Annotated in this window: 24 protein-coding genes; 5 read left to right on the top strand and 19 right to left on the bottom strand. The window is 45.8% G+C overall.

Annotated features, from left to right (window positions below; genetic code table 11):
* Positions 1-76: 76 nt before the first annotated feature.
* From E5329_RS07005 to E5329_RS07030, 6 genes are all read right to left on the bottom strand, one after another.
* Positions 77-385 (bottom strand): metal-sensing transcriptional repressor, encoded by a 309-nt coding sequence (locus tag E5329_RS07005; RefSeq protein WP_135988855.1) that lies wholly within the window; start codon positions 383-385, stop codon positions 77-79.
* Positions 386-570: 185 nt separating this feature from the next.
* Complete coding sequence (locus E5329_RS07010) at positions 571-1,530, bottom strand: carbohydrate kinase family protein (protein ID WP_135988856.1); 960 nt, start codon at positions 1,528-1,530, stop codon at positions 571-573.
* Entirely contained in the window at positions 1,527-3,023 is a 1,497-nt protein-coding gene (locus E5329_RS07015; protein ID WP_135988857.1) for a glycoside hydrolase family 32 protein, read from the bottom strand. The genes E5329_RS07010 and E5329_RS07015 overlap by 4 nt, the downstream gene beginning before the upstream one ends.
* A gap of 28 nt (positions 3,024-3,051) precedes the next feature.
* Entirely contained in the window at positions 3,052-4,725 is a 1,674-nt protein-coding gene (locus tag E5329_RS07020) for a type 2 periplasmic-binding domain-containing protein (protein ID WP_135988858.1), read from the bottom strand.
* 70 nt (positions 4,726-4,795) lie between these two features.
* The gene (locus E5329_RS07025) at positions 4,796-5,704 is read right to left on the bottom strand and encodes a carbohydrate ABC transporter permease (RefSeq protein WP_135988859.1); all 909 of its coding nucleotides are present in this window, start codon (positions 5,702-5,704) and stop codon (positions 4,796-4,798) included.
* A gap of 10 nt (positions 5,705-5,714) precedes the next feature.
* Positions 5,715-6,644 (bottom strand): ABC transporter permease, encoded by a 930-nt coding sequence (locus E5329_RS07030; protein ID WP_135988860.1) that lies wholly within the window; start codon positions 6,642-6,644, stop codon positions 5,715-5,717.
* A gap of 405 nt (positions 6,645-7,049) precedes the next feature.
* Here E5329_RS07030 and E5329_RS07035 point away from each other — a divergent pair, with 405 nt between their 5' ends.
* From E5329_RS07035 to E5329_RS07050, 4 genes are read left to right on the top strand one after another with little or no spacing between them, the layout of a single operon-like run.
* Positions 7,050-8,057: a LacI family DNA-binding transcriptional regulator gene (locus E5329_RS07035; RefSeq protein ID WP_135988861.1), complete on the top strand. Its 1,008-nt coding sequence runs from the start codon at positions 7,050-7,052 to the stop codon at positions 8,055-8,057.
* A gap of 5 nt (positions 8,058-8,062) precedes the next feature.
* The gene (locus E5329_RS07040; protein ID WP_135988862.1) at positions 8,063-8,710 is read left to right on the top strand and encodes a hypothetical protein; all 648 of its coding nucleotides are present in this window, start codon (positions 8,063-8,065) and stop codon (positions 8,708-8,710) included.
* Positions 8,711-8,742: 32 nt separating this feature from the next.
* Positions 8,743-9,333, top strand: coding sequence for a hypothetical protein (locus E5329_RS07045; protein WP_135988863.1), 591 nt, complete (start codon positions 8,743-8,745; stop codon positions 9,331-9,333).
* A 25-nt stretch (positions 9,334-9,358) separates the two neighbouring features.
* On the top strand, positions 9,359-10,198 hold the full coding sequence (locus E5329_RS07050) for a hypothetical protein (RefSeq protein WP_135988864.1): 840 nt from the start codon (positions 9,359-9,361) through the stop codon (positions 10,196-10,198).
* 80 nt (positions 10,199-10,278) lie between these two features.
* Here E5329_RS07050 and E5329_RS07055 read toward each other — a convergent pair whose 3' ends face one another.
* The 11 genes from E5329_RS07055 to infC all read right to left on the bottom strand — a co-directional run bounded on the left by E5329_RS07055 (position 10,279) and on the right by infC (position 20,678).
* The gene (locus E5329_RS07055) at positions 10,279-10,905 is read right to left on the bottom strand and encodes a metallophosphoesterase family protein (RefSeq protein WP_135988865.1); all 627 of its coding nucleotides are present in this window, start codon (positions 10,903-10,905) and stop codon (positions 10,279-10,281) included.
* 8 nt (positions 10,906-10,913) lie between these two features.
* On the bottom strand, positions 10,914-12,830 hold the full coding sequence (locus E5329_RS07060) for a BMP family ABC transporter substrate-binding protein (protein ID WP_135988924.1): 1,917 nt from the start codon (positions 12,828-12,830) through the stop codon (positions 10,914-10,916).
* Positions 12,831-12,953: 123 nt separating this feature from the next.
* Positions 12,954-13,844 (bottom strand): sensor histidine kinase, encoded by an 891-nt coding sequence (locus tag E5329_RS07065; protein ID WP_135988866.1) that lies wholly within the window; start codon positions 13,842-13,844, stop codon positions 12,954-12,956.
* Between the two features lie 58 nt (positions 13,845-13,902).
* Positions 13,903-14,817, bottom strand: coding sequence for an ABC transporter permease subunit (locus E5329_RS07070; RefSeq protein ID WP_135988867.1), 915 nt, complete (start codon positions 14,815-14,817; stop codon positions 13,903-13,905).
* Positions 14,810-15,724: an ATP-binding cassette domain-containing protein gene (locus E5329_RS07075; protein ID WP_135988868.1), complete on the bottom strand. Its 915-nt coding sequence runs from the start codon at positions 15,722-15,724 to the stop codon at positions 14,810-14,812. Before E5329_RS07075 ends, E5329_RS07070 begins: the two co-directional genes overlap by 8 nt.
* 164 nt (positions 15,725-15,888) lie before the next feature.
* Positions 15,889-16,554 carry a response regulator transcription factor gene (locus E5329_RS07080; RefSeq protein ID WP_135988925.1) on the bottom strand — a complete coding sequence of 222 codons (666 nt, stop codon included), beginning with the start codon at positions 16,552-16,554 and terminating at the stop codon, positions 15,889-15,891.
* A gap of 199 nt (positions 16,555-16,753) precedes the next feature.
* Positions 16,754-18,844 (bottom strand): polyribonucleotide nucleotidyltransferase, encoded by a 2,091-nt coding sequence (locus tag E5329_RS07085; protein WP_135988869.1) that lies wholly within the window; start codon positions 18,842-18,844, stop codon positions 16,754-16,756.
* A gap of 255 nt (positions 18,845-19,099) precedes the next feature.
* Positions 19,100-19,366: a 30S ribosomal protein S15 gene (rpsO, locus tag E5329_RS07090; RefSeq protein ID WP_135988870.1), complete on the bottom strand. Its 267-nt coding sequence runs from the start codon at positions 19,364-19,366 to the stop codon at positions 19,100-19,102.
* A gap of 214 nt (positions 19,367-19,580) precedes the next feature.
* Positions 19,581-19,937 (bottom strand): 50S ribosomal protein L20, encoded by a 357-nt coding sequence (rplT, locus tag E5329_RS07095; RefSeq protein ID WP_135988871.1) that lies wholly within the window; start codon positions 19,935-19,937, stop codon positions 19,581-19,583.
* Positions 19,938-19,961: 24 nt separating this feature from the next.
* On the bottom strand, positions 19,962-20,159 hold the full coding sequence (rpmI, locus tag E5329_RS07100; protein ID WP_135988872.1) for a 50S ribosomal protein L35: 198 nt from the start codon (positions 20,157-20,159) through the stop codon (positions 19,962-19,964).
* A gap of 24 nt (positions 20,160-20,183) precedes the next feature.
* Positions 20,184-20,678, bottom strand: a complete 495-nt coding sequence (gene infC / locus E5329_RS07105) for a translation initiation factor IF-3 (protein WP_135988873.1) — start codon at positions 20,676-20,678, stop codon at positions 20,184-20,186.
* A 356-nt stretch (positions 20,679-21,034) separates the two neighbouring features.
* On the opposite strand from infC, the gene E5329_RS07110 reads away from it, so the two are divergent.
* Entirely contained in the window at positions 21,035-21,901 is an 867-nt protein-coding gene (locus E5329_RS07110) for a PHP domain-containing protein (protein WP_135988874.1), read from the top strand.
* Positions 21,902-22,335: 434 nt separating this feature from the next.
* Here E5329_RS07110 and E5329_RS07115 read toward each other — a convergent pair whose 3' ends face one another.
* Together E5329_RS07115 and E5329_RS07120 are read right to left on the bottom strand one after the other, a co-directional pair.
* Entirely contained in the window at positions 22,336-23,157 is an 822-nt protein-coding gene (locus tag E5329_RS07115) for an HAD family hydrolase (protein WP_135988875.1), read from the bottom strand.
* An 85-nt stretch (positions 23,158-23,242) separates the two neighbouring features.
* Positions 23,243-25,375 (bottom strand): RNA degradosome polyphosphate kinase, encoded by a 2,133-nt coding sequence (locus tag E5329_RS07120; RefSeq protein WP_135988876.1) that lies wholly within the window; start codon positions 25,373-25,375, stop codon positions 23,243-23,245.
* Between the last annotated feature and the right edge of the window lie 9 nt (positions 25,376-25,384).

The following is a 25,384-nucleotide window of genomic DNA, read 5'->3' on the forward strand; positions in this document are numbered from 1 at the left end:
TTCTCTGCTTCCAACCGCCTGAATTCTCAAAGTTCAGGCATTATTTCATTTCGCCTGAATTCTCAAGGTTCTGGCGTTATTTCATTAATTTCTGGAGAGTCGTCAGCAGTTCATCCACGGTTTCCTCTCTCCCTTCCCGGATATCATTGGTGACACAGGTCTTAATATGATTCGCCAGCAGGACTTTATTGAAACTGTTTAACGCTGCATTGGCTGCCGCCACCTGAATCAGAATATCCGGACAATAGACATCTTTTTCCACCATCCCCTTAATGCCCCGGATCTGGCCTTCAATCCGGTTGAGACGGTTGATTAAATCTTTGTATTCCTTTTCGGAACGCTCCTTCGTTCTATGGCAATTGCAGGATTCCTTTTCTTCTGCCATTAGCATTCCTCCTTTCTGATAACATTATATACCCTATAGGGGTATATTGCAAGAAAAATTTTTTAATTTGCAAAAAAAGCAGGGCCGCAAACCATTTTACCGGTTTGCGGCCCTGCTTATTCCGCAGTTCTTATCCTGCACATAGACAAATTTTCAAAATCCTTTTCCTCTGGGCTGCCGACCCGTTACGAAGACATATTACGAAAAATCTCTTCCTTAGACGGCATCACCCGCAAGGCTCCCTTTTTGGTGGTAACCAAGGAAGCTGCGCTGTTGGCAAAGGTCAGCATTTCTACCAAATCCGCTTTCGACAGTTCCTCCAGGCCATGTTCCAGAATATAATGCAGGATGCACCCGCAGAAAGCATCTCCTGCGCCTGTAGTCTCAATGGTGTTTTCCTGCAAAAATGGCGCTACTTCCACCAGTTCCCCTTTATAGTGCGCCCGGCTCCCCGCCTTTCCCACGGAAACCAGAATCAGTGGAATCTGAAACCTTTCATTTATCCACTCCACCCCTTCTGTAAAATCCTCTTTCCCGGACAGCCATTGGATTTCATTATCAGAAATCTTTAAGATATCGCATTGTCCAAGGCCATACAGCACCTGGGCTCTGGCGTCCTCCAGCGCATCCCACAGAGGCGGCCGAAGGTTCGGATCAAAGGAAATCAAGGCGCCAGCCTCTTTTGCAGCACGGATTGCTTTTTTGGTTGCTTCCCGCACGCCTTCATGGGTCATGGACAGAGTTCCGAAATGAAAAATTTTAGAATCCCGGATGATTTCTTCCGGCACTTCTTCCTCCGTCAGCATCATGTCAGCCCCGGGGTTCCGGTAGAAGGAAAAATCCCGGTCCCCATCAGAAAAGGTATGCACCATCGCCAGGGTTGTATGCACCTTATCATCCATACACAAATAATCCGCACAAATCCCTACATCCTCAATGACATCTTTCAGCCAGCTTCCAAAGGAATCCTTTCCAACTTTTCCAATAAAGGATACTTTATGCCCCAGTCCGGCAAGCATTGCCAGCACATTGCAGGGCGCCCCGCCCGGGTTCGCCTCAAAAATCGGATTGCCCTGGCTGCTCTCATCATTCTGGATAAAATCAATCAGCAGTTCCCCTAACGCCGTTACATCCATCCCTTTCATTTCCGTTCCTCCGTCAATAAATCATACTTCACCACATCTATGGTAGCCACGCCGTCCACAAGAAAAGAAATGCCGTCCGCTTCTTTATCTGTATACATGGTTGCAGACAATACATGTTCCCCATCATTAACAAACACTTCCACACTGAACATATCCAGGATAATCCGTAATTTGATTTCTCCATTCCTGCTGTTTACCCGGCTGCGTCTTTGATGGATGATTGCCCTTCTGCTTCCAGAAAATTTCCGGTCTATTTTCACAATGGATTCCAGGGGCCGGAAGCTTACCGCAGTATGGTAAGTGTCATTCTGGGCAAACCGGACTGCAAATTTCCGGTACATATTCTCTTCATCCAGAGGCCGGATGGACAATTCCATGTCAATCTTCCGCCCCTGGACTCCGTCTAATCTCGTAAGCCCTGAAAAGGTAACGTTTTCATGTCTCACTTCTTCCCCACGAAGATTTTCCAATTCCCGGATTGGCTGCTGAATCAGTCTTCCGCCTGCCACCGAAAGCTCCCTGGGCAGACTCATCTGGCCAAACCATGGCTGTTCCGGGGAATGCAGGTTGCAAGTGTCCCAGTTCTGCATCCAGCCAATCATAATCCTTCTGCCGTCCGGCGCAAGAAGGGTTTGGGGCGCATAGAAATCAATGCCGTAATCTACGGCCTGATTTTGCTCCTCGGTAAAAACTTCTTCCGTTTCATCATAAGTTCCAATCAGGCAGAGGGTTCCGTTGCCATTGTGATATTCCAGACCCTGGGGAAGCATATCCATGGGGCTTGTCAGCAATACATGTTTTCCATCCAGTTCAAAGAAATCAGGACACTCCCAGGCTTTCCCAAAACGTCCCTGGTTGGCTGCCAGGACTTTCTCATACTTCCAGTCCAGCCCGTCTTTGCTGCTGAAAAGGAGGATCTGACCATCCCTCTTTGCCGCGCAGTTTCCAACTACACACCGGAAAGTCCCATCCGATGCTTTCCACATTTTCGGGTCCCTGAAATCGTATTTACTGCTGCCGTCTGGAAGATTCTTTTCATCCAACACCGGGTTCCCCTGATACTTTTCATAATCCCTTCCATCTCCAATGGCAATACACTGGGTCTGCACTTCACGCAGCCCTCCATCCTCCTGGACCTCTTTATGTACCCCTGTATACATCAAAAGCTGTCTGCCGTCAGAAAGCTCTACGGCGCTCCCGGAAAAACATCCCGCTTCATCATATACGCTATCCGGCGCCAACGCCGCCGGAAGATAGGTCCAATGCAGCAGGTCATCGCTGACTGCATGACCCCAGTGCATGGGGCCCCAATGGGAATTGAAGGGGTGGTATTGATAAAACAGATGGTATTTCCCCTGGTAAAAGGAAAATCCGTTGGGATCGTTCATCCATCCTACCCGTGCCGCCAAATGAAATCCCGGCTTTTCTTCTGCTTCAATCCTTTTCTCTGTTATTTCTTCATATCTCCGTGCATCACGCAAAGTCTGGCTCATTCCTTCGAAACCCTCCTGTATTTATTTCCTATTCTTCACTCTCTACCCCGGCATATCGGTCATACGCTTCCTGATATACTTTCAGAAGTTTATCCATGCCGCATTTTTTACGCAAATTCTCAATATAACTTTCCCATTCCGCATCCGTGGGCCCGCCGTTTTTGATCCACAAGCCTTCCTGTTCCGCTACAGCACTTTCAAAGTCTGCTTTGTACCAGTCGATGTCATCCAGTTCTTCTCCCGTAAATACACAATCCACCGGATAAGCCGTCTTGCTGTCCACATAAGGCATCCAGAATTCATACAGATCTGTAAGCCTTTCAATAGCACGGTCTTCCATCTTGAAGGTACTGAGGTAATAATCGCTTAAGATAAGCTTCGGCCCATACACTTCCTGTTCTCCACGCAGCTCCCCGGAGCCTTTCCCAAATTTCTCCCTGGATTCCTCATCGGTAATGCTCATCCAAACGCCATCTTCATCTTTTTCTGTGAAATAAGTTCCAATGGGGCCATAGTGAAGCTGCATTACGATTTCCGGTTCATACCATCTGTCAAAGAATTTCAGCAGGTTCGCCGGGCTTTTGCACGCCTTTGTAATGTTCAATTGCCCACTGTTGGTAGGCCCTCCCGTACGCAGCGTCACGTTATGGGTGCCGTCCGGCCCGTCAAGGACTGGCAAAAATACATAATCTTTTGCATAATCACCCATCAGTTCTTCAATATACCACCAGGTAGAAACGCCTACATAGCCCTGGGAGCATTTGGAAATTAACTGTGTATCATCCTGGCTGAACATTTCGACGTCCATCAGCCCTTGCGCATACCAGTCATGGAAATAAGTCAGCGCCTCCCGGTAATTATCCGTAGTGCATACAAACTCTACTTTCCCATCATCCCCAAGCACCAGGTCATTGCACACATCATTGGGCCAATTGGTAAAGCCAAAGCCCGCATAGAAAATGTTCTGGCCCCAGCACCACTGGTCAAATCCAGTGCTCATAGGGATCGTGCTTCCTGGTGCATTCCCATAATATTTTGCACTCATATCATTATCTTTAAACGCCTTCAGCGCCGTATGGAGCTCCTCTAAAGTGGTGGGCACCTCCAGTCCCAAATCATCCAGCCACGCCTTGTTGATCATAGAATACTGGGGAATGCTGTAAATACTGTAGTCTTCTTCTGCGCCGATCCCGGCGGTTCCCATACGTTCCCCTGCCGGAAGGCCATAGATATATCCGTCATCCATCGTAATGGCTTTCCGAACATCCGGGTTTTCCTCCAGAATCTTTGTTAAATTCGGCATATATTCTTCTGTCAGGTAAGGGGTCAGGTCAATAAACGTGCCGTCATCCCCATACCGTGAGATATCATAGTTGCTAAATCCGACGCCTATAAAAGCATCCGGCAGTTCACCGCCAGCGATACTGATGTTGACCTGCTCGCTCAAGGATTCACTCATGGTGTTCCAGTTAATATGGATTCCCGTTTCCTCCTGGAGCTGGTTCAGCACATCCTTCTGGTCATAGCTCGTGCTCAGGGCGCTCATCCCTCCCATAATGGAAAAATCAGTCTGGGAAGTGTCTGTATTGGCAACCCCTTTTTCATGATGGGCATACTCATTGCCGCACGCTGCTGCCGACAGCCCGAGGCCTACTGCCATCATACATGATACCAGCTTTTTCCACAATCCTTTTTTTCTCATAATATGACTTCCTTTCTACTAAACCCTTCCTCGTGCTCAGCCTGCCGTTTGGCAGGCCTGCATTCTGCAATCAGCCTTTTACCGCACCTGCCATAAAGCCTTTTTCAAAGTATTTCTGGACAAATGGATAAATCACCAGCATCGGGGCTGCCGCAATGATGATGGATGAGAACTTAATCATCTCTGTCATCTTGTTCAACTCAGCAAAACCGCCTGCGACGGTGCTTGCCTGGCTTGCGCTTGCGGAACTCTTAATCAATATATTGCGCAAAACCAGGGGCAGCGGAGCCTTTTCCGGGGAAGGCAGGTAAATCATTGCTGTAAACCAGTCATTCCAGTAAGCAACCATAGAAAACACTACCATAACCGCCATGATGGAACGGCTCAAAGGCACTACAATGCGGATAAATGTGGTCCACTTGGAAGCGCCGTCGATTTCCGCAGCCTCTATCATTTCTTTTGGAATGCTGTTTTCAAAAAAGTTCCTTACAATAATCATATTCCCCACAGCAACGCCACCCGGAAGGAACAGCGCCCACATGTTATTGATCAGCCCAGTCTCTTTTACAATCAAATAGGTAGGAACCATGCCACCGCCAAAATACATGGTGATAATAAAGAAAATACTTAAAAACTTCCTGCCAGGCAAATCCTTCACACTGAGCGGATATGCTGCCAGATAAAGCACAACAACGGAAAATGCCGTACCAATAATCGTGTATTTAAAGCTGTTCAGGATACCCGTCAGGATACTGGGGTCAGCAAACACCGACTTATACCCCTCCAAAGTAAACTGGCTTGGCAAAAGAAAGGTTTTCCCTGCATATACGTCATATGGGTTTGACACAGAGGCAACCAAGACATAATACAAGGGATAAGCAACAATAAGCAGGACAACCACACAAATCACTACCAGGACGATATCGCTGGTTCTTTCAGAAAATCCTGACAGCTTTCCAGATTTTGCATTCGCTTTCATACCGCACCTCCTAAACAAAACTTGTATCTTCAGATATCTTGCTGGCCAGCTTATTGACTGCGATCAGCAGGATAATGTTAACGGCTGTGTTAAACAGGCCCACCGCCGTAGAGTAACTGTACTTGGCGTTTTCAATACCCTGTTGGTAAACATATACGGCTATTACATCGCTGGTAGCCTTATTCAAATCCGTCTGTAAGAGCCATACCTTTTCAAAACCTACATTCATCAGGCCGCCGGCGCTCATTATCAGGTTCAGCACCATAATAGACCGCAGTTCCGGTATATCAATATGCAGAATCCTTTGGAATAAGGATGCGCCGTCCACCTTTGCAGCCTCGTATAAAGACGTATCAATGTTAGACAACGTCGCCATATAAACGATGATGCCCCAACCTGCATCCTGCCAGATGCCGGATGCTATGTAAATGGTTCGGAAGGCAGAAGACTCTGTCAGGAAATCCACGCTGCTTCCCAACAGCAGGTTAATCAAACCGCCGGAAGGACTTAAAAAGATACGGATCATACCACAGATAACCATCGTGGAAATAAAATGGGGTGCATACAGTACGGTCTGTGTGGTTCGTTTAAAACGTTGGAACCTTACCTGGTTCAGCATCAGCGCAAGAATAATTGGAATTGGGAAACTCCACAACAAGCTATAAAAACTAAGCAATATCGTATTCTTCAGCATCCGTACGCACGTTGGCGCAGAGAAGAAACGCGCAAACCATTTCAGGCCAACCCACTCGCTCCCAAACATTCCCCGGCTTGCCTTATAATCCCGGAAGGCAATCTGTATGCCATACATAGGAAGGTACTTGTAGATAATGGTCAGCACGATGGGGATTAAGAGCATCGCATACAACTGCCAGTTATCCAGCATACGCTGTTTCAGCGGTTTGCTGTGCAGCGCAACGGCTGATTTTTGATTCTTCATAATTTACTCTCCTTTCTTTTTCTCAGACAGTAAGATTTCATGAAACAACCTCTCTATTCTGTCATATTGTGTTTCATATGTGCGCACATTTTCATGAAACGTTATTTTTGCTGGTGATTGAAATATATCATTTTCTTTGTTATAAGTCAATGTTTTTCCTATACTTTATTGGTTATTTATCCATTTTTCGTCATTTATAACAAATCTTTTTTATTGTTTTTGTACATATTTCCATTTTTTCGTTTTCATGTAACATTTCATGAAATTTTTATTTCTATCCTCTTTACAATTCAAAATCATTCCAGTATAATAGCAACATAAGGAATGAAACGGTGAAACTATCTTCTATTCTTCACCTGAATTTCAGGCAAGTTTCACTGATATCTGTAAAGGAGGCTTATGTTTATGAAAAAAGAAAATTCCGCTCCAACCATGAAAGATGTTGCAAAAGAAGCAGGCGTTGCCCTTGGCACGGTATCCAAAGTTGTCAACGGCCTGCCAGTAGGCGAACCCTACCGCATCCGTGTAGAAGAGGCGATCCAAAAACTGAATTATCAGGTCAACAGCTACGCACAGGGGCTGAAGGCCAGCAAAACCTATACTGCCGCCCTTTTAATCCCCAATACCCAGGACCCTTTCTTTGCATCCATTACCTATTATATTAATATGGCCCTTTTGAAACGGAATTATCGGATGCTGCTCTGCTGTACCGACTTCGATTCCAACCAGGAACAAGAGTACATCACAATGGCCCAGCAGAACAAAGTGGATGGGATTATCGGGCTGACCTATAACCCCAACCTTAAGATAGAGGAACAGACGCCTTTTGTATCCATTGACCGTTCCATGGGAGCCAACATCCCCTGCGTAGCCAGCGACAATTTTGCCGGCGGACAGCTTGCCGCTGAAAAGTTGGCGGACTTAGGCTGCAAAAATGTCGCTTTCCTGCGCATCGGTTCTTCCTTAAGCAATGAGCCCAACAAACGGAAGTCTGGCTTTGAAAACGGCTGTCTGGCCCGGGGGCTTACCTACGAAATGAAGATATTAAACGACGGAGATTCCTTTGAAGAATTTGAACATTTCCTAAAAGAACACATACAAGAAGGGAAATTATCTTTTGACGGCATTTTCTGCGTCACAGACCGGGTTGCCTGGTCCGTTTTAAAACTCCTGCGCAAACTGGGCCAAAAAGTCCCGGAAGATGTGCAGATCATTGGGTTTGACGGCATCCATGCATTTGGAGGAGAGAACTACATCTGCTCCACCATTTTGCAGCCTATCCCGGATATTGCAGAAATGTGCGTGGAACTTCTCCTCCAGGAAAACATGATGTCAAAGCCTCCTCTGGTCTGCCTTCCCGTGACTTATGTCCCTGGCGGAACCACCTTGGAACCCTTTGCAGAACAGGAGTAATGCTTATGAAAAACTGGTGGTATTATCACAAATGGTATGTCATCTGCGGCATTATTCTTCTTGGCATTATCTGCAATGTAGTTGGGAATGCCCTGGGTCTCTGGCACAAAGCCCCTGATTTCCAGATTGCATATGTCGGAAAGACACAACTTCCCCAGGATACCGTATCCGCACTGGAAGAATCATTTGCCGCTGCAGGCGAAGATTTTAACGGAGACGGGGAAGTGATTGTAAGAGTCAACCAGTATATCAGCGGAAACCAAAGCCAGGATGCAGAAATCGCTTACTACGAATATGCTTCGGAGCTTACCCTGGTGGGCGATATTTCAGACTGCGAAAGCTATTTTTTCTTGATGGATGACCCTGATGATTTCCAGCGGAATTACCAGCTGCTTGCTTCTTCGGATGGAAGCTGCCCCGATGAAATGGATCATTCCATAGAAGACAAAGTTATCCTGTGGGCAGACTGCCCTGCCCTTTCCGGGATGGAGCTTGGTTCTTATTCCACTGTCATATCCGGGGAAGAAGTGACTGGGGACAACCAAGAACTGCTTGCTCCGCTCTATTTCGGAAGACGCTGCTTCTATACCAAAGACCGGGTAACGAGCCCCGAAAAATGTAATAAATTATGGAACGACTTATGGATACAGTGATGAAAACCGTAATGAAAAATAGGAGGAATTTCATGAAAAGAACATATTTTATTTTTTTCCTTTGCCTGGCGTTTCTGCTGTCAGGCTGTGCCCCTTTTTCTCCCAATCTGGAGAAAGAACCTGTGGAAAACAAATCCCACATCCTGGTAGGCCACAGCATGGAAGTAGAGAATACTGACAGCCGCCTTGTCCTGGTGGATGACAACAGCACCCTGGCTGCCGATGGCCTTTACTATGTATCCTGGGGGATGGGCGATCCAGAACCTTACGAAAACAGCGACGGTGATACCGCCAATTTATATGATGCAACTCTCTATCTCTTGCTGGGGGAATCCAAAGACGCTGCATCCGCACAGAAAAACATGACTACATGGCTGGAAGCCGCCAAGACAAACTATGAGATTTTAGAAGAAGAGGAAATCACTTGCAATGGACAATCTTACACACTGCTTACCTACAACTGCATCCATGAAGATAACCCTTATGACCGGGGCGTCTCTGCATTCGCTTCCATCTCCGGCGTTTCCCTGTGCGTGGAACTGACCTGCCAGGAGGACTTTCAGGATGATTTACGAAATATCATGACAAATTTTTTAGAACACTGCTCTTATACTGCTGAATAAAAAATTTACCTAAGGAGGGATTGCTATGAATTTATTTCCAAACCATAACCTGCCAGTGGGAACTGGGCAGCGGCTGACCGGTTCCTGGCGTTACCGGGAACTTGTGGGCCGTGATTTCAAACGTTTCTTTGCGGTAAACCTGCTGACCTTGCTGGGCTTTTCCCCTTTTGCTTTCGGGGTTTTGCTTTCTATCCTGTCCTCCAGCATCCTGGTGCTTATTCCCGCATGCATCATCGGCGGAATCACTGCAGGCCCGGCGCTGTCCTGTATGCATGATACTATATTCCGAAGCCTGCGGGACGCCCCTGGGGAATGGCTGGACAATTACAAACGCGCCTGGAAACAGAATTGGCGTCAGTCTATCATACCCGGCATCCTGTTTTGCCTGCTGCTTGGTTTTTACAGTTTCATGCTGATGACTTTCTGGTGGGCTTCGCACCTTCCCAGCCTTGGCACAATTGCAGTCTATCTTTTTGGCCTTCTGCTGCTTACCATGTTTTTTTCTCTGTATTGGCCTCAGATTGCATTATTTGAACAGTCTTGGAAACAACGGTTCCAGAACTGCCTGTTATTTATGATTCGGTACTTTTGGAAGACATTGGGCTGTGCCCTGCTAACTCTTCTTTACTGGGCAGCAATGGTATTGTTTCTTCCCTGGTCCTCCATGTTGCTGCCCTTCCTCGGCATCTGGTTTATTCTCTTTACGGCGGACTTCCTGCTCTATTCCGCTATGGATGAAGCTTTCCAGATTGAAGAACAGATTACGCAGGCCTTCCCGGAACAGGCGCCCTTTTATGAAGATGATGAAGCATGGCTGAAACGGAAACAGGAGGAACCCAAAAAAAATGCAAAGCCTGTTCCTTAACATAGGCTTTGCACTCTTTCTTCTGCCATAGCCGCTTCACACTATACCCTGCCCCTTTGCACTGCTTCACTTCATGGAATTTACCATGCAGACAAAGAATCCTCCGGATTCTCATCCTCAAATTCAAATATGCATTTTTCATATGCGTTAATCACATGGGTATCCTCGTATTTATCATACCGCTTATGGCTCACCCCATAAGACAGATGCACATGCCCATGCAGAAAAAATTTTGGCCTATATTTTTCCAGCAAAGTACGAAACGCCTGGAATCCCTGATGAGGCAAATCCCGCCCGTCATTGAGCTGATATGCCGGCGCATGGGTCACTAAAATATCAAATCCCCGTCTTCGGAAAATCTGAAACCGCAGCCTGGCCACCCGCTGCTTCATCTGCCGTTCTGTGTACTGGTGGTTTCCGGCGCTGTAACGCATGGAACCGCCCAGCCCCAGAATCCTGATTCCTTTGTATACATAAATCTGATCTTCTATGCAGATACAGCCGTCTGGCGGAGATTTGTCGTACTTCCCGTCATGGTTCCCATGTACATACAATACCGGAATGGATGTAAGCGTCACCAAAAACGAAAGATAGGCAGGGTCCAAATCCCCGCAGGAAATAATCAAATCCACGCCCTCCAGCTTCTTCCTATCAAAATATTCCCATAACCCTTTTGACTCTTCATCTGCAATCGCCAGTATCCTCATCCTGCCATTTAACCTTCCTGTTTCTTAATTCCCTGCTGCTTCACCACGGGCTCTGCCTGTTCTTTCAATTCTTCTTTCCTGGGAATGGCTCCAATGACATTCTCCGCCAGCCAGTCCATAGTCATAATCTCTTCCGGAGACAGAATTTTGTCTGGATTTTCTGAAACTGCTCCTGTCTGGGAGTATAAAATCCCAGAAAATGGATTAAACAGATCCGCGCTGATGGACGCCCTCAAAAGCCCTGCCAGACGTTTCAGCCCGATCGGCAAATATTTGGAAAATACCACGTCAATGACTCCTTCCGACATTCCCCACCAATAATTGATGGCTTTCTTGGTGGACGGATCGTCATCATATTTCCAGGTTCCGTCCAGTATCGCCCAGATCAATTGTTCGTAGAAATTGCCCCAATGCCACAAAGGCATGGCAAAATTCCTGGGATGTCCCTCATTCATATGGTAAAGCCCAAAAAATCGGGACGCTTCTTCTGGTATCATCATATCCTTTCCGGAAACAATGGAAGAACCGCTCTCTTTGATGCTTTCTTCAATATCCATTTCCTTTTTGGAAGACCATTCCAGAAATACTCTTGCCCGGGGATTGATCATTTTCGCCCCCAGCGCAAAAGCATTGATATTAGCTATGTTTCCGTAAATAGGATAATCCGCAATATAAGTCAGCCGGTCATTTTCCGCCATAGCCCCTGCAATGGCCCCCATCAGGAATTTTGCTTCATACATCCTGGAATAATACGTCCGTATGTAACGGTGGGAGGTATTCAGGGAACAATTTAAAATCCGCACTTTCGGATTGGCAATGGCCGCTTTCACGCTGGCAGGCGCAAAAGGCGGGGTCGTAGTAAAGATTAAATCACAGCCCACTTTCACGGCGTCCTCCAGCAGGGCGTCAATATTGTCAAGAGTTCCGTTTTCATAGCAGACAGTCTGCACTTCCTCCGGGAAAGTCTGCTGCAGATGGAGCCTGCCAAGCTCATGGGCGTAAGTCCAGGCGGAGGTTCCAGGAGTCTTTTCGTAAATAAAGGCAATCTTTAACTTCTGTGGAGCTAATGTGGGCAGATGCAGAAGATCCAGCAGAGATTTCTTCTTCTGGTTGGGCTTCATCTTCAGCTCCACTTCTGTTTCCTCTCCCAACAGAACAAATTCTTCCCAGCTTTTGGCAATCAGCGCCTGCAGCTCGCTGGTTGTTTTCTCATCGACCGCTTGATACCCATACAGGGTAATAAAGGAAAGGAAGGCGTCTCCGGTAGAAATGTTCAGCTTATCTCCGCCTTTGGCCTTATATTCCGCACTGAACCTGGTATAGATGGAACTGAATTTCAGCAGTTCGTCTTCTGTCCACCGTTCTTCCGGTTCCTTCCCCACTGCCTCCTGCAACTTGGCATACCTGCCCTCCTGGGTAAACCAGATGTAATTGATGGGAGCCACGCGGTAAAATTCAAGAAATTCATGATAAATTTTATTCTGTTTTTCTCCGTTTGCCTTCGGCACAATCCGGGTCACATTCCCTGCAATGGACACTGCCCCCACATATTTCATTACGCTGACCCGCTTATTCCCCTCTACCACATAAAACTTATGCATATATTCATAGGCCTTTATCGGCTCACGAATGCCTTCCTCCAGATGGGACTCTAAAAGCTTCATCCACTTGGCTGCAAATTCTGTATCCTCCCGCAGGATCGGCATGAAATTTCCTGCAAAGGAACTGCTTCTTCCGAATGTCTTGGTTCCTACAATCTGCTCTATGGGAATCTGCACCAGTCCAATGGGCACCTCTGAATAAGAGCCCCGCTCCGGCAGAATGTCATCCAACACCTGCAGGATTGGACGCTCTCCATGGAGCATCCTTGTCTGATAATCTTTCTTTCCTAATTTAAACGCTTTGCTGTAATCTTCTCTTCCCATACTTTCCTCCACAATTATGCCATCCTTACTTATGGTTCTCAATTTTTTTCTTCCTATTCGGCTCTATCTTACCACATATTGGAGAGATAATCTACATTTCTTTTTATATTTACCAATTGCCTATCAGTCGCTGAAATAAATACATATGCTCAGCCGATGATTTTCATATTCCGCCGATATGGTTCCATTCATCTGTGAAACCAGAGTCTTCGCAATTGACAGGCCTAACCCTGTGGAGGTCCTGGCAGTTTCCACTGTGTAGAAACGGTCAAACAGCCTGTGGGCCTGCACTTTGCTCAGCCCAGAGGCTTTGTTGCAAAAGGTAATTTCACCCGTTTCAGACAAAACAATGTCTAAATCGCCCTCACTATACTTTATGGCATTCTGCAAAAGATTCGCAAATACACGGGCCAAGGCAGTTCGATCCAGCATCCGTATAACCTTTTTTTCCGGAATCTGTATCTTCGGCGTGACGCCCTGTTTTTTTAAGGAAGCATAAAAGGCTGCGATGCTTTCTTCCAATACACGGTTAATTGCTACAGGCTCTGCATTCAGCTTATCTTCCCCCGCAAGAACCATCGAATATTGAAAAAGCTCTTCCGTTAACTGTGTCATCACTTGCGCCCTGTTTCGGATTACCGCAAGATACCTTTCCGCTGTTTTTGTTTTTTCTTCCTCTTCCAGCATATCCAGGTATCCGCAGATGGCCGTCAGCGGCGTCCGCAAATCGTGAGAAAGATTCATAACGGCATTCTTAAGTTCCATATCTCCCTGCTGGAACTGACGCCGCTGTTTTTGCAGCTTTTGCAGCTGAAGATTGATGGCGTTTGCCAGGCTGCGCATATGCCTGTCATTGCAGGAAAGATCGATCAGCGTATTGGTATCGGCCATAAGCCTGTCGGCAAAGGCATGTTCTATTTCCTCTGCGGCTCTTTGCAGCAAATGGATTTTTACAAACAGGGCAATGATAATAACTGCCATAATGCCGATAACGGCCATAAACCAAGTTCCCATACCGTCTCCTTAGGAGCCTGTGACGAAACGCTATTGAAATTTATTCCGTTGCAGTTCCTTACTTCAAGTCCTTTTTCTTAAAAATAATAACGCCCAGGCCCGCTGTCAGCAAAATGATCAGGCAGTCATAAACCGCCATCAGGCCAAGATGGCTTGCATCGTTCATAACGATCTGGTACAGCTGGGAAACAGGAAGAAAATTGTTTAAAAATTCATAAACTTTCCGCTTTGTCCCTGTCAAGTATCGAGGATTTTTTACTCTTTCCTTTGTCATGGCTTTTCCTGTATCTCCATCAACGTAAATAGGCGTATCATCTTCCCCTGTTATGGCTTCCCCTGCATTTTCGTCCTCGTAATCATACGTATCATAATATTCCGGCGCACTGAGCTTTTGCCAGATGGTAAGCGATGCAAACAGCATAACCATTGTCACAAGCAGACAAGCCACAGAACCGGCAGCCTTGCTCTGGACGGACATGGAAATCAAAAGCAGGATTGCCGTCATCGCCCACATAGCTGTCACTCCCGCTGCTGTAAATGCAAGAATTTCTTTGATCTCCATGGTTGTGCCGCCAAGCATCAGGCTCCCCGCCGCCAGTGAAACAACAATATACATGACATGCATCAGCAGGGAAGCAAACCCGCAGACGGCCAGCTTTGAAAGATAAATATTTTTTCTCATATGTCCAACTGCCAGTTTGTTCCGGATGGTTCCATCTCCATATTCCGTCCCTATAAATATCCCTACGAAAACAGCAACGGCAAATACGATGTATATTCCCCCGACAAAAATCAATCCGTCTGCACCGTAATATTCCGCTCCTAATTCTGCATAAGCCTGGGAATGCTTTTTCACATCCATCCACCGCATCAGAATAATAAAAGCTCCAAGCCCCGCCGAAAAGCATAATCCCATCTTGAAGACAAAACTCTTAGAAAGCCTTGCAAATTCTGCGGATAATAATTTATTCATTCTTTACGCCTCCCATCAGATTCACATAATAGCTTTCCAGGCTTTCCCCGAATTCTTTCATAGAAATTACCTGGCAATCATATTCCGCAAGAGCCAGCGTAAGCTTTGAAACATTTATCTGGGCATACACATCAGCTTTGGTATCTGAAAAAATCTTATATTCGATCCCCATTTCGTCAAGTACATGGGCAAGAATTTTGGTATCGCTCACTTCCATGCGAGTGCATTTCCTGCAGGCGGCTTCCAGCTGGGCAGCGCTCATTTCCTTCACAATCCTGCCCTTATCCACAAACCCGTAATGTGTAGCAAGCTTTGACAATTCATCCAGAATATGGCTGGAAATTAAAACGGTAATCTGCTGCTGGCGGTTGAGTTTCAGAATCAATTCCCGTATTTCTATTATGCCTTGCGGATCAAGGCCATTGACAGGTTCATCCAAAACTAGAAAATCCGGGTTTCCCACAAGGGCGATTGCAATTCCCAGCCTTTGACGCATACCGAGAGAAAAGTTTTTTGCTTTCTTTTTCCCGGTATTCTCTAATCCTACCAGTTTCAGAACGTCTTCCAGCCCGTCAAAAGACGGCAGCCCAAGAATACGGTACTGCTGTTTGAGATTGTCTTCTGACGTCATATCCAGATAGATCGATGGGGTTTCCACCACTGCGCCCATTCTTCTGCGGGACTTTACAATTTCTCTCTCCGTGTTTTTCCGTCCATAAAGCGTATATTCGCCGGATGTAGGTTCCTGCAGCCCGCAAATCAGCCGGATCAACGTGGTCTTGCCAGCGCCGTTTTTCCCAATGAGACCATAGATTGCTCCTTTGGGGACATTCATAGACAGTCCATGCACCGCCTTGAATCCTTTATAGTATTTGTTCAAAGCGTTTGTTTTCAGAACATAATCCATAAAAATCAGCCTCCTTTATTTGATATCAGCATTCTATCAAATAACAGTAAAGAAAAGAGTAAAGGAAACCATAAAGATTTCGTAAAGATTTGACAGCAGGATCATGAAAAACAGCTATGGGAAAATATCTCATACATTCTGACAAGTTCTTCTTCTGTCGTTCTTTATTCCGTCCGCAACTTAAATCCAATTCCCCAGACTGCTTCTATATAATCCCTGCCATTTGCCTCACGGAGTTTTTTCCGCAGGTTGCTGATATGCATTTTCAGAGAACTTTCCGTACAGTCAGGAGTATCCTCACTGATACGGTCCAACAACTGTGATTTCGTAATCACTTGCGCCGAATTTCCCATGAGAAGCTTCAGAATTGCATATTCCGTTGGCGTCAGCCTTATCTCATTCGTCCCAACGGTCACGGTATAAGCCTCTGTATCAAGGGTTATTTCATCAAACCTCAAAACAGAAGCAGCCCTTGTGGTTTTGGAATTACGGAGCTGTACAGCAATCCGGGCTGACAGTTCTTTTATGTGAAAGGGTTTTGTCACATAATCGGCAGCGCCGCCAAGCAGTAATTTCACTTTATCATCCATGTCAGTTTTTGCGCTGACTACAATGACGGGGATTCCCTTTATCTGAGGAAGCACCTCTTCCCCCTCCAGTCCCGGCAGCATCAAATCCAACAGCACAAGATCCGGTTTTGTCCCAGACAGCACATATAACGCTTCTGTTCCGGAATACGCACGGAGCACGCCGTATCCCTCTTTTTTCAGCGCTTCTTCCAGCATATTTCCAATATGCATATCATCATCAATAATCAGAATATTTTTCATCATTGTCCTTTTTCCTGTTTTACCGCCTGCCGACAGCAGGGTGCAATTGCTTTTTTCGGCTAAAGCAGCTGCATTGGAATAAATAGCTTTTTGGCAGCATAAGCGGCTGTATTGGAACGTAAGCGATCCTCTTGGCAAAATACAGCCATTTTTCATATTGCTACGAAAAATGGCTGTACCTTATCTAAAACTCCTGTTTCTATTTCTTCGGAACATCCTTTATAGAAAAACTGATTCTTCCCATCTTGTCTTTCCCAAGGCATACGACCTTCACCATATCTCCCAGCGTCAGCACATCCTCTACCCGGTTGATTCTCTCCCTGGAAATCTTGGAAATATGGACCATACCTTCTTTGCCCGGCGCAAATTCCAAAAATGCGCCGAATTCTTTGATGCTGATGACTTTTCCAACAAAAATCTGGCCTGCTTCAAAATCCGTTGTAATAATCTCAATCATCTTAACGGCTTTATCCATCATTGCCTGATCCGTGCCGCAGACAGATACAGCGCCTTCGTCACTGATATCAATCTTTACCCCAGTCTGCTCAATGATTGCATTAATGGTCTTGCCTCTCTGTCCTACCACATCTCCGATCTTTGCCGGATCAATCTGAATCTGGATAATCTTGGGGGCATATTCCCCAACCTCTTTTCTGGGTTCGGAAATTGCTTTGGACATTACCTCGTCCATAATATAAAGCCTTGCTTCCCTTGTCCTTCGAATGGCTTCCTCTACAATGGGCCGGGTCAATCCATGGATTTTGATATCCATCTGGATTGCGGTAATTCCCTCATGGGTTCCCGTTACCTTAAAGTCCATATCGCCGAAAAAGTCTTCCAGCCCCTGAATATCTGTCAGCACAATATAATCGTCGTCAGTCTCTCCTGTGACAAGGCCGCAGGAAATTCCTGCCACCATCTTCTTAATAGGCACGCCTGCCGCCATCAAAGCCATGCAGGAAGCGCAGGTGGACGCCATAGAAGTGGAACCATTGGACTCGAAAGTCTCTGACACCGCACGGATGGCATAGGGGAATTCCTCCTCGCTGGGAAGCACCGGAATCAATGCCCGCTCTGCCAACGCTCCATGGCCGATTTCCCTCCGCCCCGGCCCTCTGCTGGGCTTTGTCTCCCCTACGGAATAGGAGGGGAAATTATAATGATGCATATAGCGTTTATTGACTTCATTCTCATCCAGGCCATCGATTCTCTGAACTTCAGACAAAGGCGCAAGGGTAACCACATCGCAAATCTGGGTCTGTCCCCGGGTAAACATGGCGGAGCCATGGACGCGGGGAATCAAGTCCACTTCTGCTGCCAGAGGACGGATCTGATCGATGGCGCGTCCGTCCGGTCTCTTGTGATCCTTTAAAATCATCTTGCGGACAGTCTTTTTCTGATACTGATAAATGGCCTCTCCCAATACCTCCAGCCATTCTTCCTTCTCTGCAAAAGCCTCTTCCAGCTGTTCCGTAATATTCCGGATATTTTCTTCACGAACCTGTTTGACATCGGTAAACACGGCTTCTTCCATTTTCTCCGGAGGCACAATCTCTTTGATGGCAGCAAATAATTCTTCCGGTACAGCACAGCTTGTATATTCATGTTTTGCTTTTCCTACTTCTGCCACCATTTCATTGATGAAAGCAATAATAGTCTGATTGATCTCATGAGCCTTGTAGATCGCCTCAAGCATCTTATCTTCCGGTATCTCGTTGGCTCCCGCCTCTATCATAATCACCTTTTCGCTGGTGGAGGCAACCGTCAGGTTCAAATCGCCGTTTTTCCACTGCTCCTGGGAGGGATTGATAATCAATTCCCCGTCTATCATGCCAACCTGCGTGGTTGCGCAGGGGCCTGCAAAGGGAATGTCGGAAATACTGGTTGCGATGGCTGATCCAAGCATTGCCACCAATTCCGGCCGGCACTGGGGATCTACGCTCATCACCAGATTGTTCAATGTCACATCATTCCGGTAGTCCTTGGGAAACAATGGACGCATGGGGCGGTCAATGACGCGGGACGTCAAAATGGCGTTCTCTGACGCCTTGCCTTCTCTCTTGTTAAATCCTCCGGGAATCTTCCCAACGGAATATAATTTTTCTTCGTATTCCACACTTAACGGAAAGAAATCTATTCCTTCCCTTGGTTTCTCTGATGCTGTTGCAGTACACAACACAACGGTATCGCCATAATGCATAAAAGCCGCGCCGTTTGCCTGAGCCGCCACTCTTCCAATGTCTACCCTCAGTGTTCTGCCTGCCAATTCCATGGTAAACTGTTTATACATATTTTCTTTCTCCTTTAACTTTCCAGCAGGATGAGCCGAAACCCCGGATACGCCGTTTCCCGGCCTTGTCCCGCATAATACGGAATCAAACATGCTGCAGAAGATACCGAAACTACTGAGCTATATACAAATCATTATATACAGCTCAGTGGTCTCGGGACTTCTTTCTGCCGAATGCCCTGCAAAGACATACCCATGCTGTGAGACCTTAACATTAGAAATAGAGCGGAAAACCGCTCTATTTCATGAAAGGAACTACTTTCTGATTCCTAAACGTTCGATTAAGCTACGATATCTTTCAATATCAGATCTTTTCAGGTAATCAAGCATACCGCGTCTCTGACCTACCATCTTTAACAATCCGCGTCTGGAATGATGATCCTTCGGATTCTCCTTCAAATGCTCTGTCAGCTCCTGAATTCTTGCTGTCAGGATTGCAACCTGAACTTCCGGTGAACCTGTATCCCCGGGTGTTCTTGCGTATTCTGCAATAATTGCCTGTTTCTTTTCTTTTGCTATCATCTTCTGATAACCTCCTCAAATATTATTATCGCCCAAATCTCATGAGATATTAAGTAGCGGTCGGAGTGTCCGGCTACCGAATATGGGCTTCTCATATTCCATGCAGGCTTTCCCTGCCGTCTGCTATTATAGCACAGCTTATCAGCATTGTAAATACCTTACGCCGCTTTGTCTTTGCTGTCTCAGCCAAGGCTGCAAAACGCCAGCCTGTCCTTTATGCTACTTTGCTCTTTGCCAGCTCTGCCAGGGTTGCAAAGCCTTCTGCGTCATTTACCGCCATCTCTGCCAGCATCTTGCGGTTTACTTCCACCCCTGCCAGCTTCAGCCCATGCATAAACTGGCTGTAAGAAATTCCATTGATTCTTGCCGCTGCATTGATACGGGCAATCCACAACTGACGAAACTGTCTTTTTCTTTCTTTTCTACCTGCATAAGAACTTGTCAACGCCCTCATGACAGACTGTTTTGCTACACGGTACTGCTTGGAACGCGCTCCTCTGTATCCTTTTGCCAGTTTCAATACTCTATTATGTTTTTTTCTGGCGTTTAATCCACCTTTTATTCTTGCCATGATTTCTTCCTCCTTAACTCATTCTTACAAATATGGTAAAATCTTTTTCATATTCTTAACATTGGTAGCGTCTGTAATTGTGGATTTCCTCAGATTTCTCTTTCTCTTCGGAGATTTCTTGGTTAAGATATGACTTTTATAAGCTTTATTCCTTTTTAATTTTCCAGTACCTGTTTTCTTAAAACGTTTTGCTGCTGATTTGCTTGTTTTCATTTTTGGCATTTTTAGTTCCTCCTTAAACTCCAGTTATTTCTTTTCTGTCAGCACAATGCTGATACTCCTGCCTTCCAGCTTGGGAGCTTTTTCTACTGTAGCAATATCTGATAAATGTTCTGCAAAATCATCCAGGATATGCCTACTGCTCTGCATATGCGCCATTTCCCTTCCCCGGAAGCGCAGGGTGATCTTTACTTTATTGCCCTTTGAAATAAATTTCTTTGCTGCATTAATTTTTGTGTTCAAATCATTTGTTTCAATATTGGGTGACAAACGGATTTCTTTAATTTCAACAGTTTTTTGCTTTTTCCTGGCTTCTTTTTCTTTTCTCACAAGTTCATATTTGTACTTGCCGTAATCGATAATCTTACATACCGGCGGCTTTGCAGTAGGGGCGATCTTTACCAAATCAAGTTCTGCTTCTCTGGCAATTTTCATCGCTTCCCTGGCTGGCATAATGCCAAGCTGTTCTCCGTCTTCTCCGATTAGACGAACTTCCTTATCTTTGATTTGTTCATTAATCATTAACTCGCTAATGGTCTTGCACCTCCAAAAATTAATTTCACAAAAAAAGTGAATAGACAGACTATCCACTAAATATTGAACTGAACCGCATTCTGTATCATAACTCACAACTCCCGGAAATATTTCCTGATGGATGATGCAGACGGATTGTTTCAAATATGAACCATTAGTCACGCACTTGTGCTACGGTGAGAGTGGATACTCTACTTTCTTTTCCTACAACTCTGTGAGTTTATCATGATTTTACATTAGTGTCAAGGGTTTTTTCGGTTATTTTGATAATTCTGCTTTTCAAATCCGCCGATTTCTGATACCATCATAGCAGAACAATTTTACAAAATGAAAAGAGGATGATTATGACTGAACATGAAAAATTAATTGATCTCCATACCCACTCCACTGAATCAGACGGAACTCTTACGCCGGAAGAACTGATGAAACATGCCCAGGAATGCGGGCTGTCTGCGGTTGCCCTTACGGATCATGACGCTATCAGCGGAATTGAAAAAGCCCGCCCCATCGCCGAAGCCCTTGGATTGGAATTTGTTCCAGGCGTGGAACTCTCCACAGACTATCAAGGTACGGAAATCCATATTCTGGGCTACTATATTGACACCCAGCAGCCGGAATTTTTAAAGCAGTTAAAGGAATTTGTGGATACCAGAGAGAAACGGAATGAGAAAATGGCCCTTCTTCTTCAGGAGGAAGGCTTTGACATTACCATAGAGGCCCTGTTGGCGGAAAATCCGGACGGTGTCATCACCCGGGCGCATTTCGCCCGCTATCTGGTGGAACACGGCCTTGTCAAAGACAGGGAAACGGTATTTCGCAAATACCTGGGCGATGGCTGCAAATGCTATGTCCCCCGGGAAAAAATCACTCCTTTTGAAGCCATCCGGCTGATTCAGCTTGGCGGCGGACTTGCATTTTTTGCCCATCCCGTGTTATGCCATATGAATCATGACAGGCTCCGATCTTTTATCAAAAGCCTGAAGGAAGCGGGATTAACTGGATTGGAAGCAATCTATTCCATGAATGCTCCCGGCGATGAAAGGAACCTGATGAAATTTGCAGAAGAATTTGATTTGCTAATCAGCGGAGGATCTGATTTCCACGGTTCTAACAAGCCCCAGATTCAGCTTGGCGCCGGAAAGGGCAATCTTCGGATTCCTTATGAAATTCTGGAACGCATCAAAGAGGTAAAGCAGGATTTGAAGCTGTAAGGAATGATTTAATATTTTGGAGACGGGGCTGTTGCATTGAGAAACAAACATACAAGATACAATATTTTGTAAAAGAAATTATACCATATCTTGTAGTTGTATTCTTAATGCGGCAGCCCCTTTCTCATGCAAACCAGTCAGCGTTTTGACAAAATTGCCGAATTTATATTTCAATTATGCACTATATTTAGGCTTACTGATTTTCTGTTGTCAAAATGTTACCATAGATTTATTATAACAGTTTTATTTGTACACATACAATTATCTCCCACACACAATACACAACTTGCACAGCACATACGCATCCAGTCGGGTAATTCATAGCCGCTTTCAGCGACACTTTATTTCGGTTCAGTCCTTTTTTCTCTATTTAACTCTGCCAAGAGATTACTTCCCCGTAATCCTCTGGAGCTGCTTTGCGTATCTTCATTCCCTTACACATCCTCATTCAAAATAAATTTCTCAATAATCTCCGCAATTGCTCCATGCTCATTATCATGTTCCGTCACGTAATCTGCCGCCTCTTGCAGTTCCTTATGTCCATTTTTCACGGCCACGCCCACATGCGCCGCCCGAATCATCGGGATATCATTGCGTTCATCCCCTGCCGCCACAGTATTTTCAATAGGCACATTCAGGAATTTGCTGATATATTTCACGCCGCTTCCCTTGTCCGTATCCTTGGGACAGTATTCCAGATATTCATTACAGGAAAAGAAGCAATTGCTGCGTTCCAGAAGCTCCGGATGCTGTTGGCGGAACTCCAGCAGCCGTTCCTGATTATCTACATCCAGAAGCAGCACTTTGTAAGGCTCCTGTTCCAGGCTTCCATAAATATCATCTACCAGCCGGTATCTCATTCTCGCATTCTTCAAATAAAAATCCAATTCCCGGCCATGCTTTTCGGTCAGAATGGTATCCTGCTGATAAGTCTGCACATAGATTCCCGCCTTATGGGCTTCAAGAATGACGTCCTTTGCCACTTCCATGGGAAGGGTGCGTTCCGCCAGAATCCTGTCTGCCACACAATCATACACCACTGCACCGTTAAAAGCTACCATATAGCATCGCGGCAGGGTAAGCCCAAGCTCTTTCACCGCAAGCCTTGCGGTTGCAATGGGACGTCCCGTCATCAGTACAAAATCATGCCCCTGCTCTAACATTTCAGCAATGGCGTCCCGATTTTTCTTCGAAATGCTTTTGTCATGGTTTAACAATGTTTCATCCAGATCCGTAAATAATATTTTATGTTTCATAAGATTCCCTCCACTCTCCGAAGCTGACAATTTTTTTCGGAACGGGCATAAGCTCAATTGTCCGCTGACGCTGCTGCCCTTACATTTATTCCACCGGCTCCGCCGGGATAAACACCCTTTCCTGGTATACATTCACTGTCTTTGGAATGGCCTTTTTAGCCTCTTCGCAGAACTGCTGCTGCGAATTTACCAGTTTCTTTCCCCTTTTGTCTATTTTATCATACTTTCCGTCCGGCTGCAAAATATGCGCCTTGGTATTGTCTGCAAGCTGTGTGGAAAGTACATGGCGCACCTGATCCATCAGCGTTTCATTCTCCACCGGAAACATAATCTCTACCCTGCGGTCCAGGTTTCTCGGCATCCAGTCTGCGCTTCCCATATAAATCTCTTCCTGTCCGTCATTGTGAAACCAGAAAATACGGCTGTGCTCTAAGAAATTTCCCACAATAGAGCGGACGGTAATATTCTCGCTGACGCCGGGAATTCCCACCTTCAGGCAGCAGATCCCCCGGACTACCAGATCGATTTTTACGCCTGCCGCTGAAGCTTCATACAGCGCTGCAATAATGTCTCTGTCACAAAGAGAATTCATTTTGGCCTTGATAAAGGCTTCCCTTCCTGCCTGGGCATGCTTCATTTCACGCTTAATCAGCTTTAAGAACCGTTTGCGCAGCCAGATGGGAGCCACCACAAGCTTATTCCAGGAAGCAGGCTCGGAATATCCGGACAGCATGTTAAATACGGCAGTTGCATCCTCCCCGATTGCCTCTGAACAGGTAAATATTCCCAGATCCGTATATAATTTCGCTGTGGAATCGTTGTAATTTCCTGTGCCAAGATGTACATACCGGCGGATGCCGTCTTCCTCTCTGCGCACCACCAGGGCAATTTTGCTGTGGGTCTTTAAACCTACCAGTCCATAAATGACGTGGCATCCTGCCTTTTCCAGCTTCTTGGCCCAGACAATATTGTTTTCTTCGTCAAAGCGGGCTTTCAGCTCCACCAGAACCGACACCTGTTTGCCATTTTCCGCTGCCTGGGCTAAAGACGCGATAATCGGTGAATTGCCGCTGACGCGGTACAGAGTCTGTTTGATTGCCAGCACATCCGGATCTGCAGACGCCTGACGGATAAAATCTACCACAGGATCAAAGGTCTGGTAAGGATGATGCAGTAAAATGTCGCCTTTTCGGATCGCTTCAAAAATATCCTCCCCTGGTACAATCTGAGGCACACGCTGGGGCTTATAGGAAGCATACCGCAATTCATCTTTCCCTTCGATTCCATACAGTTTCATCAGGAAGGTAAGATCAAGGGGGCCATTAATCTTAAAAATATCTTCTTGTGCAATATGAAGATCTTCTTTCAGAATTCCAAGGAGACGCTTATCTATCTTCTCTTCCACCTCAAGACGGATCACTTCTCCCCACTGTCGTTTCTTTAACTGTTTCTGAATCTCCTGCAGCAAATCCTCTGCTTCATCCTCATCAATGGTCAGATCTGCATTCCGCATAATCCGGTAAGGATACGCGCATACCACATGATAATTCAAAAACAGACGGTGGATATTGCGTTCCATAATCTGCTCTAACAGAATAAAAGTCTGACTGCCCTCCTCGGAAGAAGGAATCCTGACAATTCTTGGAAGCACAGAGGGAACCTGAACTGTAGCAAATTCCAGTTCTTCCTTCTTATCCCCCTTCTTCATCAAAAGTGCCGCAATATTTAAAGACTTATTGCGGATTAAAGGAAACGGCCGGGAAGCATCCACTGCCATAGGGGTAAGCACCGGATACACCGTTTCTTCAAAATAGCGGTCCACATAATCTGCCTGTTCTTCGTTCAGCTCTTCATAGGCAGATATAATTTCTATTCCATGATTATGCAAAAGAGGCACCAGAGAACGATTATATGTACTATACTGGGTTTCCACCAACGCCCTGGTGTCCTTATTGATAGCCTCAAGCTGTTCTTTTGCAGTCATCCCGGCAATATCCTTTTTCTTATAGCCTGCATGTACCATGTCCTTCAGAGAAGCTACCCGCACCATAAAAAATTCATCCAGGTTCGAAGACGTAATACTGACAAATTTCACCCTTTCCAGCAGCGGAATGTTTTTATCCCTCGCCTCATTTAACACTCTCTGATCAAATTTCAGCCAGCTTAACTCCCGGTTTTCATAATATTCCGGATTCTGAAAATCCCTTTCTTCGTCCATCTCATAACC

It is taken from the genome of Petralouisia muris (assembly GCF_004793545.1).
In the GTDB taxonomy this organism is placed as follows: domain Bacteria; phylum Bacillota; class Clostridia; order Lachnospirales; family Lachnospiraceae; genus Petralouisia; species Petralouisia muris.

Excerpts from the sequence above, each read along its gene's own strand:
- E5329_RS07075 (WP_135988868.1), bottom strand. The coding sequence starts at position 15,724 with ATGGATTATGTTCTGAAAACAAACGCTTTGAACAAATACTATAAAGGA.
- E5329_RS07110 (WP_135988874.1), top strand. The coding sequence starts at position 21,035 with ATGACTGAACATGAAAAATTAATTGATCTCCATACCCACTCCACTGAA.
- E5329_RS07020 (WP_135988858.1), bottom strand. The coding sequence starts at position 4,725 with ATGAGAAAAAAAGGATTGTGGAAAAAGCTGGTATCATGTATGATGGCA.
- rpsO (WP_135988870.1), bottom strand. The coding sequence starts at position 19,366 with ATGATAGCAAAAGAAAAGAAACAGGCAATTATTGCAGAATACGCAAGA.
- E5329_RS07060 (WP_135988924.1), bottom strand. The coding sequence starts at position 12,830 with ATGGGAAGAGAAGATTACAGCAAAGCGTTTAAATTAGGAAAGAAAGAT.
- E5329_RS07115 (WP_135988875.1), bottom strand. The coding sequence starts at position 23,157 with ATGAAACATAAAATATTATTTACGGATCTGGATGAAACATTGTTAAAC.
- E5329_RS07085 (WP_135988869.1), bottom strand. The coding sequence starts at position 18,844 with ATGTATAAACAGTTTACCATGGAATTGGCAGGCAGAACACTGAGGGTA.
- E5329_RS07025 (WP_135988859.1), bottom strand. The coding sequence starts at position 5,704 with ATGAAAGCGAATGCAAAATCTGGAAAGCTGTCAGGATTTTCTGAAAGA.
- E5329_RS07080 (WP_135988925.1), bottom strand. The coding sequence starts at position 16,554 with ATGAAAAATATTCTGATTATTGATGATGATATGCATATTGGAAATATG.
- E5329_RS07030 (WP_135988860.1), bottom strand. The coding sequence starts at position 6,644 with ATGAAGAATCAAAAATCAGCCGTTGCGCTGCACAGCAAACCGCTGAAA.
- E5329_RS07050 (WP_135988864.1), top strand. The coding sequence starts at position 9,359 with ATGAATTTATTTCCAAACCATAACCTGCCAGTGGGAACTGGGCAGCGG.
- E5329_RS07035 (WP_135988861.1), top strand. The coding sequence starts at position 7,050 with ATGAAAAAAGAAAATTCCGCTCCAACCATGAAAGATGTTGCAAAAGAA.
- rplT (WP_135988871.1), bottom strand. The coding sequence starts at position 19,937 with ATGGCAAGAATAAAAGGTGGATTAAACGCCAGAAAAAAACATAATAGA.
- rpmI (WP_135988872.1), bottom strand. The coding sequence starts at position 20,159 with ATGCCAAAAATGAAAACAAGCAAATCAGCAGCAAAACGTTTTAAGAAA.
- E5329_RS07040 (WP_135988862.1), top strand. The coding sequence starts at position 8,063 with ATGAAAAACTGGTGGTATTATCACAAATGGTATGTCATCTGCGGCATT.
- E5329_RS07070 (WP_135988867.1), bottom strand. The coding sequence starts at position 14,817 with ATGAATAAATTATTATCCGCAGAATTTGCAAGGCTTTCTAAGAGTTTT.
- E5329_RS07055 (WP_135988865.1), bottom strand. The coding sequence starts at position 10,905 with ATGAGGATACTGGCGATTGCAGATGAAGAGTCAAAAGGGTTATGGGAA.
- E5329_RS07045 (WP_135988863.1), top strand. The coding sequence starts at position 8,743 with ATGAAAAGAACATATTTTATTTTTTTCCTTTGCCTGGCGTTTCTGCTG.
- E5329_RS07015 (WP_135988857.1), bottom strand. The coding sequence starts at position 3,023 with ATGAGCCAGACTTTGCGTGATGCACGGAGATATGAAGAAATAACAGAG.
- E5329_RS07005 (WP_135988855.1), bottom strand. The coding sequence starts at position 385 with ATGGCAGAAGAAAAGGAATCCTGCAATTGCCATAGAACGAAGGAGCGT.
- E5329_RS07120 (WP_135988876.1), bottom strand. The coding sequence starts at position 25,375 with ATGGACGAAGAAAGGGATTTTCAGAATCCGGAATATTATGAAAACCGG.
- E5329_RS07010 (WP_135988856.1), bottom strand. The coding sequence starts at position 1,530 with ATGAAAGGGATGGATGTAACGGCGTTAGGGGAACTGCTGATTGATTTT.
- E5329_RS07065 (WP_135988866.1), bottom strand. The coding sequence starts at position 13,844 with ATGGGAACTTGGTTTATGGCCGTTATCGGCATTATGGCAGTTATTATC.
- infC (WP_135988873.1), bottom strand. The coding sequence starts at position 20,678 with ATGATTAATGAACAAATCAAAGATAAGGAAGTTCGTCTAATCGGAGAA.